16 protein-coding genes and 2 tRNA genes are annotated in these 15,434 nt (G+C 54.7%); 13 read left to right on the top strand and 5 right to left on the bottom strand.

Going from position 1 to position 15,434, the window contains the following annotated elements:
• Positions 1 to 108 precede the first annotated feature (108 nt).
• From lon to P0D52_RS07165, 4 genes are all read left to right on the top strand, one after another.
• The gene (gene lon / locus P0D52_RS07180) at positions 109 to 2,517 is read left to right on the top strand and encodes an endopeptidase La (protein WP_394694732.1); all 2,409 of its coding nucleotides are present in this window, start codon (positions 109 to 111) and stop codon (positions 2,515 to 2,517) included.
• A 132-nt stretch (positions 2,518 to 2,649) separates the two neighbouring features.
• Entirely contained in the window at positions 2,650 to 3,810 is a 1,161-nt protein-coding gene (locus P0D52_RS07175) for a prephenate dehydratase domain-containing protein (RefSeq protein WP_394694731.1), read from the top strand.
• A gap of 22 nt (positions 3,811 to 3,832) precedes the next feature.
• Positions 3,833 to 3,908, top strand: a tRNA-Val gene (locus P0D52_RS07170).
• Positions 3,909 to 4,227: 319 nt separating this feature from the next.
• A tRNA-Asp gene (locus P0D52_RS07165) sits at positions 4,228 to 4,304 on the top strand.
• Positions 4,305 to 4,367: 63 nt separating this feature from the next.
• On the opposite strand, the gene P0D52_RS07160 is transcribed toward P0D52_RS07165, so the two are convergent.
• On the bottom strand, positions 4,368 to 4,784 hold the full coding sequence (locus P0D52_RS07160) for a hypothetical protein (RefSeq protein ID WP_394694730.1): 417 nt from the start codon (positions 4,782 to 4,784) through the stop codon (positions 4,368 to 4,370).
• Between P0D52_RS07160 and P0D52_RS07155 the strand changes: the two genes are divergently transcribed.
• A protein-coding gene (locus P0D52_RS07155; RefSeq protein WP_394692869.1) for an IS3 family transposase occupies positions 4,777 to 5,954 on the top strand; the annotation gives its coding sequence in 2 pieces (ribosomal slippage) (positions 4,777 to 5,029 and positions 5,029 to 5,954; 1,179 coding nt in all). The genes P0D52_RS07160 and P0D52_RS07155 overlap by 8 nt on opposite strands.
• A gap of 345 nt (positions 5,955 to 6,299) precedes the next feature.
• Positions 6,300 to 6,716, top strand: coding sequence for a hypothetical protein (locus tag P0D52_RS07150; RefSeq protein ID WP_394694729.1), 417 nt, complete (start codon positions 6,300 to 6,302; stop codon positions 6,714 to 6,716).
• A 67-nt stretch (positions 6,717 to 6,783) separates the two neighbouring features.
• Here P0D52_RS07150 and P0D52_RS07145 read toward each other — a convergent pair whose 3' ends face one another.
• The 3 genes from P0D52_RS07145 to P0D52_RS07135 form a co-directional block, all read right to left on the bottom strand.
• Positions 6,784 to 7,446: a hypothetical protein gene (locus P0D52_RS07145; protein ID WP_394694728.1), complete on the bottom strand. Its 663-nt coding sequence runs from the start codon at positions 7,444 to 7,446 to the stop codon at positions 6,784 to 6,786.
• A gap of 138 nt (positions 7,447 to 7,584) precedes the next feature.
• A complete protein-coding gene (locus tag P0D52_RS07140; RefSeq protein WP_394694727.1) occupies positions 7,585 to 8,355 on the bottom strand; it encodes a DUF6624 domain-containing protein in 771 nt (256 codons plus the stop codon).
• A 33-nt stretch (positions 8,356 to 8,388) separates the two neighbouring features.
• Positions 8,389 to 9,531 (bottom strand): alpha/beta hydrolase, encoded by a 1,143-nt coding sequence (locus P0D52_RS07135; protein WP_394694726.1) that lies wholly within the window; start codon positions 9,529 to 9,531, stop codon positions 8,389 to 8,391.
• A 201-nt stretch (positions 9,532 to 9,732) separates the two neighbouring features.
• Here P0D52_RS07135 and P0D52_RS07130 point away from each other — a divergent pair, with 201 nt between their 5' ends.
• From P0D52_RS07130 to P0D52_RS07100, 7 genes are all read left to right on the top strand, one after another.
• The gene (locus P0D52_RS07130) at positions 9,733 to 10,383 is read left to right on the top strand and encodes a DUF6624 domain-containing protein (protein ID WP_394694725.1); all 651 of its coding nucleotides are present in this window, start codon (positions 9,733 to 9,735) and stop codon (positions 10,381 to 10,383) included.
• 61 nt (positions 10,384 to 10,444) lie between these two features.
• Positions 10,445 to 10,876 (top strand): hypothetical protein, encoded by a 432-nt coding sequence (locus P0D52_RS07125; RefSeq protein WP_394694724.1) that lies wholly within the window; start codon positions 10,445 to 10,447, stop codon positions 10,874 to 10,876.
• 788 nt (positions 10,877 to 11,664) lie between these two features.
• Positions 11,665 to 12,210 (top strand): recombinase family protein, encoded by a 546-nt coding sequence (locus tag P0D52_RS07120; protein ID WP_394694774.1) that lies wholly within the window; start codon positions 11,665 to 11,667, stop codon positions 12,208 to 12,210.
• A gap of 193 nt (positions 12,211 to 12,403) precedes the next feature.
• A complete protein-coding gene (locus P0D52_RS07115) occupies positions 12,404 to 12,634 on the top strand; it encodes a hypothetical protein (RefSeq protein ID WP_394694723.1) in 231 nt (76 codons plus the stop codon).
• A gap of 7 nt (positions 12,635 to 12,641) precedes the next feature.
• A complete protein-coding gene (locus P0D52_RS07110; RefSeq protein WP_394694722.1) occupies positions 12,642 to 13,079 on the top strand; it encodes a hypothetical protein in 438 nt (145 codons plus the stop codon).
• 226 nt (positions 13,080 to 13,305) lie between these two features.
• Positions 13,306 to 14,262, top strand: a complete 957-nt coding sequence (locus P0D52_RS07105) for a DUF6624 domain-containing protein (protein WP_394694721.1) — start codon at positions 13,306 to 13,308, stop codon at positions 14,260 to 14,262.
• A 44-nt stretch (positions 14,263 to 14,306) separates the two neighbouring features.
• Positions 14,307 to 14,777: a hypothetical protein gene (locus P0D52_RS07100; protein WP_394694720.1), complete on the top strand. Its 471-nt coding sequence runs from the start codon at positions 14,307 to 14,309 to the stop codon at positions 14,775 to 14,777.
• Here the strand turns inward: P0D52_RS07100 and P0D52_RS07095 are convergent.
• On the bottom strand, positions 14,740 to 15,354 hold the full coding sequence (locus P0D52_RS07095) for a recombinase family protein (protein ID WP_394694773.1): 615 nt from the start codon (positions 15,352 to 15,354) through the stop codon (positions 14,740 to 14,742). The genes P0D52_RS07100 and P0D52_RS07095 overlap by 38 nt on opposite strands.
• Positions 15,355 to 15,434: the final 80 nt, after the last annotated feature.

Raw genomic sequence — 15,434 nt, 5'->3', positions numbered from 1 at the left:
TTTCAAGCTGGGAAAGCTGTGCAAGCCGCGTCATCACCGCGCTTGCGAGGCTGCGAATCGCATCAGCATGGTGCGCCAGCGGCCTATTTGTCAGGAGTTTAGACGCATATGACCGAGACCAAAATCCTTCCGCTCTTGCCCCTGCGCGACATTGTTGTGTTTCCACACATGATCGTGCCGCTCTTCGTTGGCCGCGAGAAATCCGTCGCCGCGCTGGAAGAGGTGATGCGGGCCGACAAGCAGATTTTGCTCGCCACCCAGAAAAATGCCGGAGACGACGACCCGTCGCCCGCGAATATTCACACGACCGGCGTCATCGCGTCCGTCCTGCAATTGCTGAAGCTGCCCGATGGCACCGTCAAGGTGCTGGTCGAGGGCGGGGCCCGCATTGAAATCGAGCGCTATCTCGACAATGCCGCCTATTTCGAGGCCGAAGCGACCATTCTGAGCGAGGAAATCGGCGATGCCTCCGAGATGGAGGCGCTGATGCGCGCTGCGGCCGTGAAGTTTGATGACTATGTCAAGCTGAACAAGAAAGTGCCGCCGGACGCGCTTGCCACCATCAAGGAAGTTACGGATCCGGCAAAGCTGGCCGATGCGATTTCCGCGCACCTGGCCGTCAAGATTGCTGAAAAACAGAACCTTCTGGAACAGCGTGATGTTGCGCGTCGTCTGGAGCAGGTGATGGGCCTCATGGAAGGCGAGATTTCCGTCCTTCAGGTCGAAAAGAAAATCCGTAGCCGCGTCAAACGCCAGATGGAGAAGACGCAGCGCGAATATTATCTCAACGAGCAGATGAAGGCGATCCAGCGCGAGCTGGGTGAGCCTGATGATAGCCGTGAGGAGATGGCCGAGATCGAGGCCAAGATCGAGAAGACCAAGCTCTCGAAGGAAGCCCGCGAGAAGGCGGATGCAGAATTCCGCAAGCTCAAGCAGATGAGCCCGATGTCAGCCGAAGCGACGGTTGTGCGCAATTATCTCGACTGGATGACGTCACTGCCCTGGGGCAAGCGCAAGCGCCTCAAGCACGACCTGAAGAAGGCCGAGGACACGCTCAATGCGGATCATTATGGCCTCGACAAGGTCAAGGAACGCATCCTGGAGCATCTCGCTGTTCAGGCCCGCGCCAAGAAACTGAAAGGTCCGATCCTTTGTCTTGTGGGGCCTCCCGGCGTTGGCAAGACCTCGCTGGGCAAATCCATTGCCAAATCAACGGGCCGTGAGTTTGTTCGCATGTCTTTGGGTGGTGTGAGAGATGAAGCCGAGATTCGCGGTCACCGCCGCACCTATATCGGCTCCATGCCGGGGCGCATCATCCAGTCGCTGAAGAAGAAAAAGTCGACCAATCCGCTCTTCCTGCTGGACGAGATCGACAAGCTCGGCGCGGACTATCGCGGCGATCCGTCGGCGGCCCTGCTGGAAGTGCTTGATCCGGAACAGAATTCCACCTTCGCAGATCACTATCTGGAAGTGGACTATGATCTGTCGGACATCATGTTTGTGACGACGGCGAACTCGCTGAACATGCCGCAACCGCTTCTCGACCGGATGGAGATTATCCGGATCGCGGGTTACACCGAGGACGAGAAGGTCGAGATTGCGACCCGTCACCTGCTGCCCAAGCAGATCAAGAACCATGCCCTCAAACCGGAAGAGTTTTCGGTCGAGGAAAGCGCCATTCGCGATCTGATCCGCTATTACACGCGCGAAGCGGGTGTCCGCAGCCTGGAACGTGAACTCGCCAATCTGGCCCGGAAGTCCGTGCGCCGGATTGAAGGCGGTGAAACGAAGTCTGTCACCATCACGTCGGACAATCTCGGCGACTTTGCCGGTGTCCGCAAACATCGCTTTGGCGAAACCGAGGGCGAGGACAAGATCGGTGTGGTCACCGGTCTGGCCTGGACCGAGGTCGGTGGCGATCTCCTCACCATCGAGGCCGTCAAGATGGCGGGCCGGGGCAAGATGACCGTCACGGGCAATCTGCGCGATGTGATGAAGGAGTCGATTTCGGCGGCCAATTCCTTCGTGCAGGCGAGGGCGCCCAAGCTGGGCGTGAAGCCCACCGTCTTCCGGGCGACGGACATCCACGTCCATGTGCCGGAAGGCGCAACGCCGAAAGATGGCCCGTCCGCCGGTATCGGCATGATGACCGCCATTGTCTCGGTGCTCAATCAGATCCCGGTGCGCAAGGACGTCGCCATGACAGGCGAAATCACATTGCGCGGCCGAGTGCTGCCCATTGGCGGATTGAAGGAAAAGCTGCTCGCGGCGCTGCGTGGCGGCGTGAAGACGGTGCTGATCCCGTCCGAGAATGAAAAGGATCTCGCCGAGATTCCCGATAATGTGAAAGCCGGTCTGACGATCATCCCGGTCTCCACAATCGAGGAAGTGCTGGAGAATGCACTGGTGAGCCCGATCGTTCCGGCCGAATGGACGGAAGCCGATGACGCAGCCTTGGCGGCGCTGTCGACGTCACCATCCGGCGGCACGGCAGCCGGCAGCCCGATCGCGCACTGATCTGAATACAAATGCTGAGTAAGAAGCGCCGTCCCGTTATCGGGGCGGCGTTTTTCTTGTCCGCATGACTGCACGGGCTTTCCATTTTTGCTGCACCTGCTAACGATCACGCAGAAGCAGGATGGACCGGACATGCCGAAGAATACGCTGGAAAATTTGCGCGCCGAGATCGACGACACGGATCGCGATATTTTACGTCTGTGTGCAAAGCGGGCCTCGCTTGGCATTCAGGTCGCCCGCGCCAAGGCGCAGAGCGGTGCCGCGGTGCGAGACACGGCCCGGGAGCGGGACGTGCTCCGGGCGGCCATCGAGAATGGCGCCGCACTCGGGCTCGACCCGTCCGCCGTCGAGCGCCTTTACCAGACGCTGATCGAGCTTTCCCTCAGCGGTCAACGCGCCGAACTGGATGCCCGCGCGATGGAGGCAGAAGGCGAGGCGCGCGTGGCCTATCTCGGTGGTCCCGGCAGTTATTCGCATTTTGCTGCCCTGGCGCACTTTGCCGGTCGGCATTCGGCGATGGCGCCGGTCGTGCGCCGCGATTTTTCCTCCATCGTTCGGGCGGTCGAGGAGGGCGAGGCCGATTACGCCTTCCTGCCGATTGAAAACACCACGACCGGCAGCATCAACGAAGTTTATGACCTGCTGTTGGATACCCAGCTCGAGATCGCTGGAGAGCATCACTACCGCGTTCGCCATTGCGTCGTGGGGAGGGGCAAGTCGCTGAGCGGCATTTCCACGATTTACGGCCATCCGCAGGCCCTGGCCCAATGCCGGCGCTTCCTGTCGGGGCTGGACGGTATCACCCAGCGTTTCGCCAGTTCGTCGACGCGGGCATTGGAACATGCAATGGAGGAGGGCGGACAGACTGCGGCGATTGCCGGCGCGGATGCAGCCCGCCTGTTCGGCCTGAATGTGATTGATGATCAGGCCAGCGATGCCGGAGAGAATTACACACGCTTCGTCTCCCTCGCGAAATCGCCCAAGCCGCCGGCGCCCGGCCTGCCGTGCAAGACGACCATTGTGTTTGCCACCAAGCATACGCCCGGCGCGCTCGTCGATGGGCTGGCCGCCTTCCGGGACGGGGGAATCAATCTGGCGCGGCTGGAAAGCCGTCCGGTCCCCGGCGCGCCGTGGGAGGAGATGTTCTTCCTCGATATCGAGTCTAATATGAACGCACCGGAGTGCAAACGCGCACTGACGGAGCTGGAAAACTGCACCACCCGGCTGCGAATCCTCGGCTGTTACGGGGCAGATCGGCTCGCACCGTCATCGGTACTTCACGAACGCGAATAAAGAGTCTATCTAGCGATCAACCGGGCGGTTAGCTCAGCTGGGAGAGCATCTCGTTTACACCGAGAGGGTCGGGGGTTCGAACCCCTCACCGCCCACCATTCCAAGACGGTCTGCCGTGGCAGAAAATTTGATCCGGTGGATCAAATTTAGGCGCGGATGGCCCCGGCAGGGGCCTTCGCTCGCTGGCGCGAGCTTCGGCTTGGCAAGCCAGGAGCAAGAGCGAAAGCTTACCGGCAACACACTTTTTGACCGATTTTCAGGCTGTACCCGCACGGCCGGATTTGCGCGCGGCGGAGCGTGTCGCGGCGCGATGGGACAAACTGCACATTGGGCCTGCACTATGCCGCGAAACGCGCTTGACCACGGGCGCGGCCTTGCGTAGACAACGCGCCTTCCCGAAAGGGATGGAATGGCCACGCGGGTGTAGCTCAGTTGGTTAGAGCGCCGGCCTGTCACGCCGGAGGCCGCGGGTTCGAGTCCCGTCACTCGCGCCATTTCCTGCAATAAAATCAATAATATGCAGGAAGTGGCGCGCTCCATTCCGACTCGTTCCGACTCTATTTCTCATCATCGTTCCGACTCTTGGCTTTTTTTTCGGCCTCGAGCAGGGCGCGGCCGGCAGCCCGGTTGTCCCGAATCTTTTTTCCGCGGGCTACAGTGGCCGGTGTATAAGTGGCTTCAAGATACCCGCTCTTATGAAGGGTGTTAGCAAGAATCTCCGCTCGATCTTCCGCTGATGCATCGCCCAAGTCTGCCTCGAGATTGCCTGATCGGCGTATGTCCTTGAAGGTCCGAACGTCGGCTTTGAATGCAAGGTTTCGAACTTTTCGGAAGTCTTTCGCGAAAGTGTCTTTGTTTTTATATGGTGTACCAGATCGCATCCGGATGATGGGCTCATCAGCTGTTGACCCAGCCCCCTGAATTCCGGCCACGGGATGGTAGAGTCCATCGAGAAGAGGATGGACGATGCGCAAGAGCCGTTATTCGGAAGAACAGATTATCGGGATGCTCCGCGAGCACGAAGCGGGTGTCACGACGAAGGAGCTATGCCGCAAGTACGGCATCTCGGACGCGACCTTTTACAAGTACAAGGCCAAGTTCGGCGGCATGACGGTGTCGGATGCTCAGCGTCTACGGACGCTGGAAGCAGAGAATGCCAAGCTGAAGCGGTTACTGGCCGAGCAGATGCTGGACAATGCGGCGCTGAAGGATCTCGCCTCAAAAAACTTCTAACGCCCGATGTGAAGCGGCGGGTCGCGCGTCACCTGGTGGAGGCGCACGGGCTGAGCGAGCGTCGGGCGTGCCGGTTGGTCCGGCTGGACCGCTCGACCTTCCAGTATCGCAAGCGCGATGCGGGCGATGAGCGTCTACGTGAGCGGTTGCGCGACCTGGCTGGCGAACGTCGCCGCTTCGGCTATCGCCGTCTGGGCATTCTTCTGGCCCGGGAGGGGCTGAATGCGAACCACAAGAAGCTTTACCGTATCTACCGCGAGGAAGGTCTGGCGGTACGCCGACGCCGGGGCCGCAAGCGGGCCACGGGAACGCGCCGTCCCATGCTGCTGCCGAGCGGCGCCAACCAGCGCTGGAGCCTGGACTTCGTGGCGGATGCGCTTACCGACGGGCGTCGCTTCCGCACCCTGTGCGTGGTGGACGACTTCACCCGTGAAGCACTGGCGATCACGGTCGACACCTCGCTCTCGGGCGTGCGCGTGGGCCGGGAACTGGACCGGATCATCGCCCGGCGCGGCAAGCCGGCCATGATCGTCTCGGACAATGGCACGGAGCTGACAAGCCACGCCATCCTACGCTGGCAGAAAGAGCGCGGTGTCGAATGGCATTACATCGCCCCGGGAAAGCCCCAGCAGAATGGCTTCGTGGAGAGCTTCAATGGCCGCCTGCGGGACGAGTGCCTGAACGAGCACCTGTTCTCGTCACTCTCCGAAGCGCGAACCCTGATCGAGGCTTGGCGGATCGACTACAATACCTGCCGGCCCCACACCTCGCTGGGAGGGCTGGCCCCGGTCATCTACGCCCAGCAAACCCGCAAACACCGGCCCGGTTCGCCTGAGCTACGCATGGGCTCCGCTCACCGGGCCTTGAACCTTGAACCAAAACCAGAAAGAAAGGCGAACAGACTCTACTAACGATCAGCCCGGATCAGGGGGCTGGGTCACAAGGTCTGGAAACCCTCGGAGATAGAGGCATGGGCTGCGGGCATATTCGAAGAGAAGGCCGACAAGAAGCAAAAACTAGGTTCCAAGTTCTTTTCAGATTTTCTTTGATGGCTCCCATCAATATCTAGAGGGTCGGAATGAAAGTTCCGGCCCATTTTTTTGCACTTTGGCTCTACTAGCTTTGTACGATTTTCCGCATCGAGGCGTTCATACTTCCCCCGATTAACCGAGAGAATTGGCCACTCAGAGGCATTCTAGAGGCCTCGGGAACACTCAAATGGCGACCGGCCCTAAATAGAGGGAAGGAGAATTTTGGTGAAATTATTCAATATACGAGATCAACAAAAAATGCGGGTGCAGGACTGCTTTGAACTCACCCTTTTAAAGCAAAGCAATCTGCTGATTTTCCACGCCGGACACGTGAAATTACGCGGGGATCGATACCTCTACAACGACCAGCCCATTGTCGAGCTAAAGAAGAATGGCGAGTTCATTTCTATCAATTGCATCGAACCCGTATTTGCTGAGGAATTAGTGCTGCCAGATGAGGCCGCCTCAGATGGTGCCAATGTTACTTCGTCGACCTTGTTTAAAATTGGCACGAATTGTCGATCTGACTTTCAAGCGATCTTGGAGCACATCAAGTCGGTGAATGATCAGCATGTGTTTCGATCCCGGTTGAGGGACAATGCGTCAATCGTCGTGGCGTCGTCGGATGGGCTGTCGAATTGATAAAAGCGCCGCCTCGGCTGATGTTTTGATCAATGACCGGCAGAGTTAAATGTTCGCCTCGAGGGATTTATCTGACATTCGGCTGGAGGCTGATTTCCAACATCTCATCAGATGCGCCAAAGACTTCAAACCCGATGACAATTTCGGCTTGTGACCCATATTTTACTGTCAGCTCAGGTTCGATAGGTTCACCAACAAATTCTCCATCGGCGCCTATCAGACGAAGGATCGCATTATAAGTCACTTGATCATCGACAGATGCGGCCCTTGCGGTGAGATCGATACGGATACGTGAGCCCTCCATAGATTCTGGCGCATCAAAAAAACTGGCAATCGATAAAGGGCCGTCATCGTTCACATACATCGAAACGGTTTCCCCCAACTCCATATCCAATTGCGCCGACATTCGGCGGCGAGATAGAGTTCCGCTTTCATCGACGTAATGAAATTGTAAATCGACATCCGTATTAATTGGGGCTGCGCCCGCCTGATACGAGCCAAGCATTACCCATCCGAAGACTCCGATCAAAGCTGTTGTGATCATCGCTATCCCTTTTCGAGGAAGAAGGTTGGTTTGGCGCAGGACAAATGCCCGCATTGATTGACGAAGAACGTTGCTAGCTGTGAGGCCCAAATTTCGGCATGCTTGTAGAAAGGCAGCCTTTTCATGTGGTGCTACCCTGATCTCCAAGGACTCCGATTTCTTTTCCGGCTTTGGCTTTTCTTTCATTAGGTAACTCGCCAATCGAATCGAGGCTCGCCTGTTCTGAACATGGCGCCACTAAAACCATGTCAGGGCCAAGAAGAATCGTGTCCGGGCACTGGAATTTTGATCCATGCGAGAGCCATCAACGATGATTCTGGCTGCTCAGTATCGCTGATCAGTAGTGCAATTTTGGGCAATGTGAGAGATGTAGTTTTCTAGCGGTTGAAGACCGATAGCCTGTCGTCGTCCATCAACATCTTGCCTCGATCCTTCGTACTCGCGTGGCTCCCAACTATTGGGACCAGTACACCAACCTTGTGTCCCATAAAGTTGTCGCTCGCCGGTATTCACGGCCACGCGGTCCATCAAGTAGGAGAAGCCGATGACACTTGTCTCGCCTGACGCCGCCAGCGGCAATAGCAAATCGAGCATCTCTTGTTGGAATGCGATGTCACCGTCCGCGTGTTGAACGATCAGAAAAGCGGCTTGGTCAGCGTCTTCACCAAACCCGCTGATGGAAAACCAACCATGATTTTCGACTTGGCCACGCAGCCACTCCCGGTTTCGTTGATCTATCGCTGCCATCGTGCGTGAGGCGCTGATCATGTACTGGCGACGTTCGTCTTCTGGTGCCGCTTCCTGTCCAAGTCGCCCCAATTCCAATCGGATATACATGTCGTGCGAAACAAGGTTCAAAAGGCAACTGGCTCGCTCGTCCGCGGTTGTTTGGTCGGCCGATAGGAAATACTCCCACGCATTCGTCGGCTCTTCCGTTGGAGATTCAAGATGCCTTAGCCGTTCGACTAAGTCCTCATGATAGGCCTCTACCAAATCTTGATGGCTTTCATCGGTTTGAACAGCCGAGATGCTCGGTATTTCGAGAGGGCAATCAGACGAAGCGGTGAATGCCGCGATTAGAAACGAGATTATCATCAATGATTGCTCGAATGCGTTAAGGGGAGGACTTCATTCATCGGGCCCGCAACCAGCATCCTCGGCGGCAGGAAACTCACTCAAAAGCAAATCAGCGAAGGCTCGATACGCAACGAGTGGAGAATGGCCAGCAACCAATGTGCGGGATTCATGGTCAGCTCCGGTCTCGGCAAAGCCGGTCATAATATCGTCCAACGCAGTTTGTGCACGTTGGTCAAGGAGCCCGGTCGTGAAAATGTAGCGTGGGCCTTCGGTCGGGGGTGCTGCATTGATAGATCGCCGCCATACCGTTGATGCTGCTGCAATTGTGCCAAATGTTTCAGGATTTCTGAGGCCGGTGGATAATGCCCATGCCCCGCCACTTGAATTGCCAAACAGCGCCCTACGACTGGGCTCATCGCTGGCATTATACCGTCGTTCGACTAGCGGCATTACGTCGTTCAAGAAGAAAGCCTCGTATTGTTCGAAATGACCGCCATCGACACCCCAGAGATAGTCATGACTTCTTGGGTCAGAAGCATTTCCGGGATAATGTTCGCCTTCAACATTCCCATGCCAGAGGCCGACGAGAAGGACCGGTTCAATTCGGCAAGCCTCTATAAGGGACTGGGCAATTGCTGCAAAAACGCCTGTGCCTTGCCCATCAGCCAAAAAAACTACCGGATGATTTTCAGAACCAGCAAGTTCAGGCGGTTCGTAGATTGAAATTTGACGGATCGCGTTTAGAGATTCGCTATCTATCGCTTGGTCGGTGACGTGGATTTCTGTAACCGGATTTCGATCTACACGCGGGGGTGCATCAGGCCCCCAGTATTCTAATGGTTGGAATGGCTGGCGGCGCCCGGGCAAATCAAACGGTATTGGAAAAATATCAAGAATGGCTTCGCTGATCCGTGGCACTTCGACTGCTACATACCAATAATCGCTATCGCCGGCCCGCCGCATAGACGTTTGAACCGCACAGCAAAAAAATACACTTTCACTTTCCCGCCTAGCAGCCGCAAATAGTGTGTTGCCTTCTACCCAATAGGTTTCATCCAACCCTTGGAGTTGCTCCGCGAGGACTTCCGCCGGGATTTCGGTGTCGAGAATGCAATAGGACTCCGATTCCGGACATTCGACGGCGCCATCCAATGCCATCACGAAACCGATAGCGATCAACGCATTTTCAATCATTATTGCCCCTGCGGTTATGTGGATACGGCCGTTGTGTTCAAAATAGCTTGCAACTATTGCGAAGTTTTGGGAGCAACTCAACTATAAGGGTGGTGGTGTGAATTGCCTTCGTTCAACGCAAAAGGTCCGGTCTTGCGCCTGATGTAACCGGAAGCGCGTTAGGTCGGTTTTTAGTTTACGAGCAGATTGAAAGTATGGGACATGCCAAGCATTGTTTGGATTATCGTGTTGGCCAGCATGCAAGCGACCGTCGCTGAAACAGCTCTGGCGCCAGAAAAGGCTGATGAAGTTGAACGAGACCGGATAGTCCTTTGTGAAAATAGGTTCGAACAGGTGCTTGCTGCTGCCGAAGTTGACCAATTGCTTAGGCGAAATTGGTCACCCGGAATCGGAAATCCCCCGCTTGGAGAGAGGCTGACATTATATACCGATAACGCAGCTTATCACGTCAGCATGGCCCACGACGAACTGGTTCAACAGATTATTGAAAATTGCGGCGATTTGATTGCGCCCAACGCGGGTTACATTTCGAGTGATGTTGGCGTCGGCATTTGGCTGCTGATGCAACACCATCATAATCAGGTATGGCTCGCTCAGAATGGCATGGAGGTCATTGACGGGTTGTTTTCGGCCAACGTGTTATCGCCTCAACAGTATGCCCTTTTTGTTGACCGCGTGCATTGGCGGACACAAGGCGAACAACTCTATGGATCGCAAGGTCGTTGCGATGAAGGTGTTTTCGTCCCGTTTCCGATTGTCGACCGTGACAATGTAGACAATCGGAGGGCCGAAATTGGCCTCGGGTCGATAGGTCAATATACAACTAGAATCACAGAAAACCGATGTCGCTAAAATTACGGGTTCCCGGCAGTCTTGAATTCATGGCCTTGCCCGGCCGAGGGTTGAGCTGATCATGCACAATCAAGAGGACAAGGGTACTGTGCCCAAAGACGGCGTTGAATGGCAAAAACGAGCAAGCGCCGCATTATTCTTCGCGTTTGTCATAGCCTGCGTTCTAGGCTCGCTTATTAGTTTTTGTGTCATTGCATTTCTGCGCCTTTACATGGACCTGCCTTGGGTGACGGCATTGTTACTTCCGCTCCTGTTTGGGGGCGCTTTTTTCACTGATGGCGGACAAGTCCTGCTGATTGAACCGATAGAGAATTTGATCCGCGTCAGACTCATGGGCTTAGAGTCTACGTCGCGAACGGAAAGCAGACGGCAGCGTGAAGCCGAATATCAACGCACTCATGGTCACCCCACTGGACTAAGGCGACGTCTGATAGCGATGGGAGTACGTAAAGAGGGCGATCCTCCTGCTCGGTCAAAAGATCAAGGCGAATAGTCACTTGGTCAAAAACGACCGGTTTCTCTACAAGATTGGTTCGGAGGACTAGCCGCCGAGACCAGAAAAATTAGCGATCGGAATCGTTGCAGCGACGGCCATAGCCGGCACGGTCAGCATAGCTGCCTGAGTCGCTGTCCGAGCAGTTGCGCCCTGAGCCGGTACGATCCACAGAACTTCCCCGGCCATAGCCGGCACGGTCAGAATTGCCGCCGGTATCGCTGTCGGTAACGCCGGTTCTACCATAACCAGCGCGGTCGGCACTGTTGCCGGTGTCGGAATCGGTCCGTCCGGTTCTGTTCTGAGCGAGAGCAACACCTGTAATGCTAGCTGCGGCGCCTGCCGCTAGCGTCGTTCCAGCAACGCGAGTTAGAAAAGAACGACGGCTGAGTTTACCTTTTTTGGCCATGTGAGTGGGCCTCCCTGATTTTTTTGCCTGTCAGCCCGAAGGCCGAATACCTCGCAAGCGGATGTTAGGCCCGCAAAGACAGGAGCGTCAAACGAGAGCAGGGCGATTTTTCAAATAAATCGGCGAAAAACGGAAATACTTGAAAGAATGAGAAGCATTTTCACAAAATTGATGTGAATCAATATCAGTTGCGGCAAGTTCGAATGTGAAAATCCATTTGGACACAAAAAACCGGCGGCCCAAAAACGACCGTAACTGACACGACCATCTAGTGACCACCGGGGGATCGGATATCAATCCATTCGCTGTGTCAAAAACCCTCTTGAAATTCCAAACTGTGTCACCATTTGCAGAAGCCGTTTTTGGCACAGGAGAATTCATGAAGGTCGGTTACGCCCGGGTAAGCACCGAAGATCAATCAAACGAGATGCAGATTGCCGCTTTGAAAGAAGCAGGCTGTCAGATGATCTTCGAAGAATCTGCATCAGGTGCCCAGCGTGATCGGCCGAAGCTTCTAGAAGCCCTGAAATACCTCCGTGAAGGTGATGTGCTGGTGGTCTGGAAAATGGACCGGCTTGCGCGCTCCCTCCGACAACTGATTGAAACCGTGGATCATCTGGGTGATCAGAATGTCGGTTTCATTTCACTCACAGAAGATATCAACACGACTACTGCTGGGGGAAGGTTGGTGTTCCATGTATTTGGGGCGCTGGCTGAATATGAGCGGGCACTAATCGGTGAACGCACTCGTTCCGGTCTGGCAAATGCGAAGGCAAAAGGAATACGGTTGGGGCGTCCCGTTGCATTGACCGACAATCAGATTCAGATGGCCAAGAAGTTGAAATCTTCTGGTGGTCACTCGATGCAGTCGATTGCGGATCAGTTGGGGGTGTCCCGGTCGACGTTATATCGAGCGATTAGCTAATTGGAATTTGGCTTCCCGAATTCGACCTTGTCCGAATTGTAAATATCAACTCCCACCATCGAGCAGAGGGGGTAAAAGGAAATTGCCTAGGCGCAGCTATCATGACCACACCACTGCTTGCAGGGTGGGGCGCTTCAAACTTAAGCTGTCACTCGTGTAGGTCGGTGCCACATACGACAGCATTGGAGTATGCATGAGGGCTATCATAAAAATGATCGGTGGATTGCGTTTTTCTGCCATTATCTTTTGGATGCTTGCATTGGCTTTTTTGACTATGACCGCATTCAGTTGGCTTGCTACAGGGGAGATTGTTGCAGGCTGGGCCGCTGCTGCGTTTTCAATGCTGGTTGTGGCATTAGTTATTACTGCCATGACAATCTGGCAGGCCGCCGAAAGCACAACGAAGATGGATCGCAATGCCTAGGATGCAGATGCTGAAACTCGCGGTTTGTTTGAGCATTGCTTCTGCTGCCAGCGCACAGGAGCCGAGCGACAGATCATCCGCACTTGAGTGGCTTGCCCAGTTTGAACAGGTTTTCGAGCAATGTAGCGCTGAGTTGCTAGATGAAATTACGTCAGAAGAGTGGGCTGGCTTTGGAGTTCATGGCCAACTAAGCGCTGACAAAGCCGGAGCAATCAATCAGTTTCGTTCGTTCTGCGAGAACGGCACGACATTCAATTTCGAAGTCACAATCAACCGTCATTGGGCGTTTAACCAAGTTCACACGATTGCGGCTGTTTTCTTAGGCGACATGATCTCCACAGAAGGTCAACTCACACCAAACAATTTGCGCGTAACGTTGATCATTGCGCCAGATGATACCGGAACAATGCTCATCCAGCACAGCCATCTCTCTGCGCTTAGATAGAGAGTCAAAAACACCGCAGCTTCACTGGTCAGATTCGCAATATATACGAGGCCACTATGGGCGCAGGTCAGCGCGCCGAACGTATCGACCTTTCATGCAAAACAACGTGGCTGAAACCACCTGCACGTTGCAACCCGCATCGGAACCAACTCAATTAAATTTCGAGTTGAATTATGGGGGCGGCGGGTTTTGAATACGCGCAGAGCCAATATCTCAGGGGCACGCGATGCGTATTTTGATCATCTGGATTCTTTTTATTTCTGGCACTGCTTGGGCCGACAATGTTGAAGATGCTTTGGCACTATTGAACGGGATTGAATCCAGACAGATCGATCCCGTCTTGGCAGATTGGTCCCCATACATTCTAGCCATGCAAAACCCAGAGGTTGTTTCATCGAGTGCTGAACTTTGGGCCAGTTTTCGAGCGCCGGCGAGAGAGGCGGGATATCAACCCGGAGACCCCATCCCGTCAGGTGTGTTGCCGTGTATCGCAAGAGGCTTTTCGGCGGGTGGAATACTGGCGACACGTAATCAGGAACTAGCTGACTATCGACCGCTGTTGGAACAGGGCAGAGGTTGGATGATGGAGCAAGACCTTCGCTTGTTACAGGCACAAGAAGAAGCCGTTGCGGATATTGCCGAGAGTAATATTTATCGGGAATTGGTTATGCGGTTGGAGTCTGATCAATGGTGGCGGCGAGTTCGACGCCAAGATCAGCCTCAATTCGTCGAAGAGAACCCGGAGTTGTTTCAATACATTTGGCAAGCGGTAGCGTTTCGATGGTGTGAGGCAGACGAATCCAATGGCGTGTATTTGGACGCGTTTGTTGAAGAACACGGTTGGCCGGCTTTGGATGAGGCTCCGAATGCAGCAATTGATGCGGCATGGCTAATTCTTCAACATGGAAGTCTAGAACGACAAGAAGCATTTCTTCCCATGTTGGAGAATGAAGTCGCAGAAGGACGGGCCCAGCCGAGATTGTTGGCACGATTGGTTGACCGGATTTTGCTCAACAATGATCAGCCTCAGCGCTATGGAACACATTGGCGATGCCAAGACGGCGAGATCAATATCCTCGAATACGAAGACCCTGATCACATTGATGATCGGCGAATTAGTGTAGGACTTGCCACAATCGCCGAAGCCTACACAGGGCCTGATGCGCCCCAATGTCCGAATTAAGCTCCGCATTGATGTTAAGGCTTAGTTTGCCAACGATATTGGTCATGCTGGGCAATGCCGTTGTCTCGGCTCCTGTTTTTTCTCAATCACTCCCAGACCCGGATAGTCAGACCGCCGCATTCATCGAATCGAATATTCCCGGAGCCTTGGGTCTCCTGAACACGTATCAACTGGCACTGAACGAATGTGATGCGGTGTTGTTTGAACAGGTGGTCAACAATGACGCATGGATCGTTGGCTTTCCGACGGACAGTGCAAGGCAGCTAGGCGGAAACACAGCTTGGTTCGAAAGCTTGTGCGAAGGCGGCGGGAGGTATGACGTCCAATTCAGCCCACCATCGGCTCTCTATCTTGAAGGCGGATATATTCTGGTCATACAGATTGGCGGCAGCCGGTTATCGCCTGCGGGAGATGAAGACGTATTTCGACTTGTTGTGTCGCTGTATGTGAGAGAAATCGAAGCGGATCGCCGAATGATCATTTATTCCCATAGTTCGCGACTCCCGGAAGAGTGAGGCCACCGCCGCGGTCATCTTCACGGCCGTTTTCTATATCATTGCGGACGATCCGCTGAACGCTGGACCGAGATATCCCCAATTCGACTGCAACATCCGCCTGCTTCCAACCCTTTCCAATCAAACCCAAAACCTGTTCAGCCTTATGTCGGGCGGTTGGGGCACGACCTTTGTATTTTCCGGCGGCCTTGGCTTTTGAAATGCCTTCACGCTGACGTTCCAGCATGATCTCTCTTTCGAATTCAGCCACTGATCCAAGGATCGAGATCATCAGCTTCCCGGTGGCAGATTCAGTATCCAAATTCATGGCAAGAATACGCAATGATGCGTTTCGGTTTTTGATACGTTCGATGACCCTCATAAGGTCAGAAACAGACCGGGCAAGACGATCAAGTTTGGTGACCATAAGCACGTCGTCATCACGAAGATAATCAAGGGCCGCTTCCAGTTCGTCCCGCTTGGTGACGCTGGAAACCTGTTCCTGAAAGATGCGATCGGCGCCAGCTTTGGTCAGTTCTGTGATCTGGGCTTCGAGGCCTGCGGTTTGGTCAGATGTCGATGTTCGTGCGTATCCGATGATTATGGTGGGGCTCCATCATGCTGGGAAATTGCAGATGGGGCGCCCAATGAATTTCTGCAACTAAATGCGGTGCAGGA

It is taken from the genome of Hyphobacterium sp. (assembly GCF_043584775.1).
Classification (GTDB): domain Bacteria; phylum Pseudomonadota; class Alphaproteobacteria; order Caulobacterales; family Maricaulaceae; genus Hyphobacterium.
The sequence above is the reverse complement of the archived record's forward strand: the minus strand, read 5'-3'. Positions and strand labels throughout refer to the sequence as shown.

Excerpts from the sequence above, each read along its gene's own strand:
- lon (WP_394694732.1), top strand. The coding sequence starts at position 109 with ATGACCGAGACCAAAATCCTTCCGCTCTTGCCCCTGCGCGACATTGTT.
- P0D52_RS07175 (WP_394694731.1), top strand. The coding sequence starts at position 2,650 with ATGCCGAAGAATACGCTGGAAAATTTGCGCGCCGAGATCGACGACACG.
- P0D52_RS07145 (WP_394694728.1), bottom strand. The coding sequence starts at position 7,446 with ATGAAAGAAAAGCCAAAGCCGGAAAAGAAATCGGAGTCCTTGGAGATC.
- P0D52_RS07140 (WP_394694727.1), bottom strand. The coding sequence starts at position 8,355 with ATGATAATCTCGTTTCTAATCGCGGCATTCACCGCTTCGTCTGATTGC.
- P0D52_RS07135 (WP_394694726.1), bottom strand. The coding sequence starts at position 9,531 with ATGATTGAAAATGCGTTGATCGCTATCGGTTTCGTGATGGCATTGGAT.
- P0D52_RS07130 (WP_394694725.1), top strand. The coding sequence starts at position 9,733 with ATGCCAAGCATTGTTTGGATTATCGTGTTGGCCAGCATGCAAGCGACC.
- P0D52_RS07125 (WP_394694724.1), top strand. The coding sequence starts at position 10,445 with ATGCACAATCAAGAGGACAAGGGTACTGTGCCCAAAGACGGCGTTGAA.
- P0D52_RS07120 (WP_394694774.1), top strand. The coding sequence starts at position 11,665 with ATGAAGGTCGGTTACGCCCGGGTAAGCACCGAAGATCAATCAAACGAG.
- P0D52_RS07115 (WP_394694723.1), top strand. The coding sequence starts at position 12,404 with ATGAGGGCTATCATAAAAATGATCGGTGGATTGCGTTTTTCTGCCATT.
- P0D52_RS07110 (WP_394694722.1), top strand. The coding sequence starts at position 12,642 with ATGCTGAAACTCGCGGTTTGTTTGAGCATTGCTTCTGCTGCCAGCGCA.
- P0D52_RS07105 (WP_394694721.1), top strand. The coding sequence starts at position 13,306 with ATGCGTATTTTGATCATCTGGATTCTTTTTATTTCTGGCACTGCTTGG.
- P0D52_RS07100 (WP_394694720.1), top strand. The coding sequence starts at position 14,307 with ATGCTGGGCAATGCCGTTGTCTCGGCTCCTGTTTTTTCTCAATCACTC.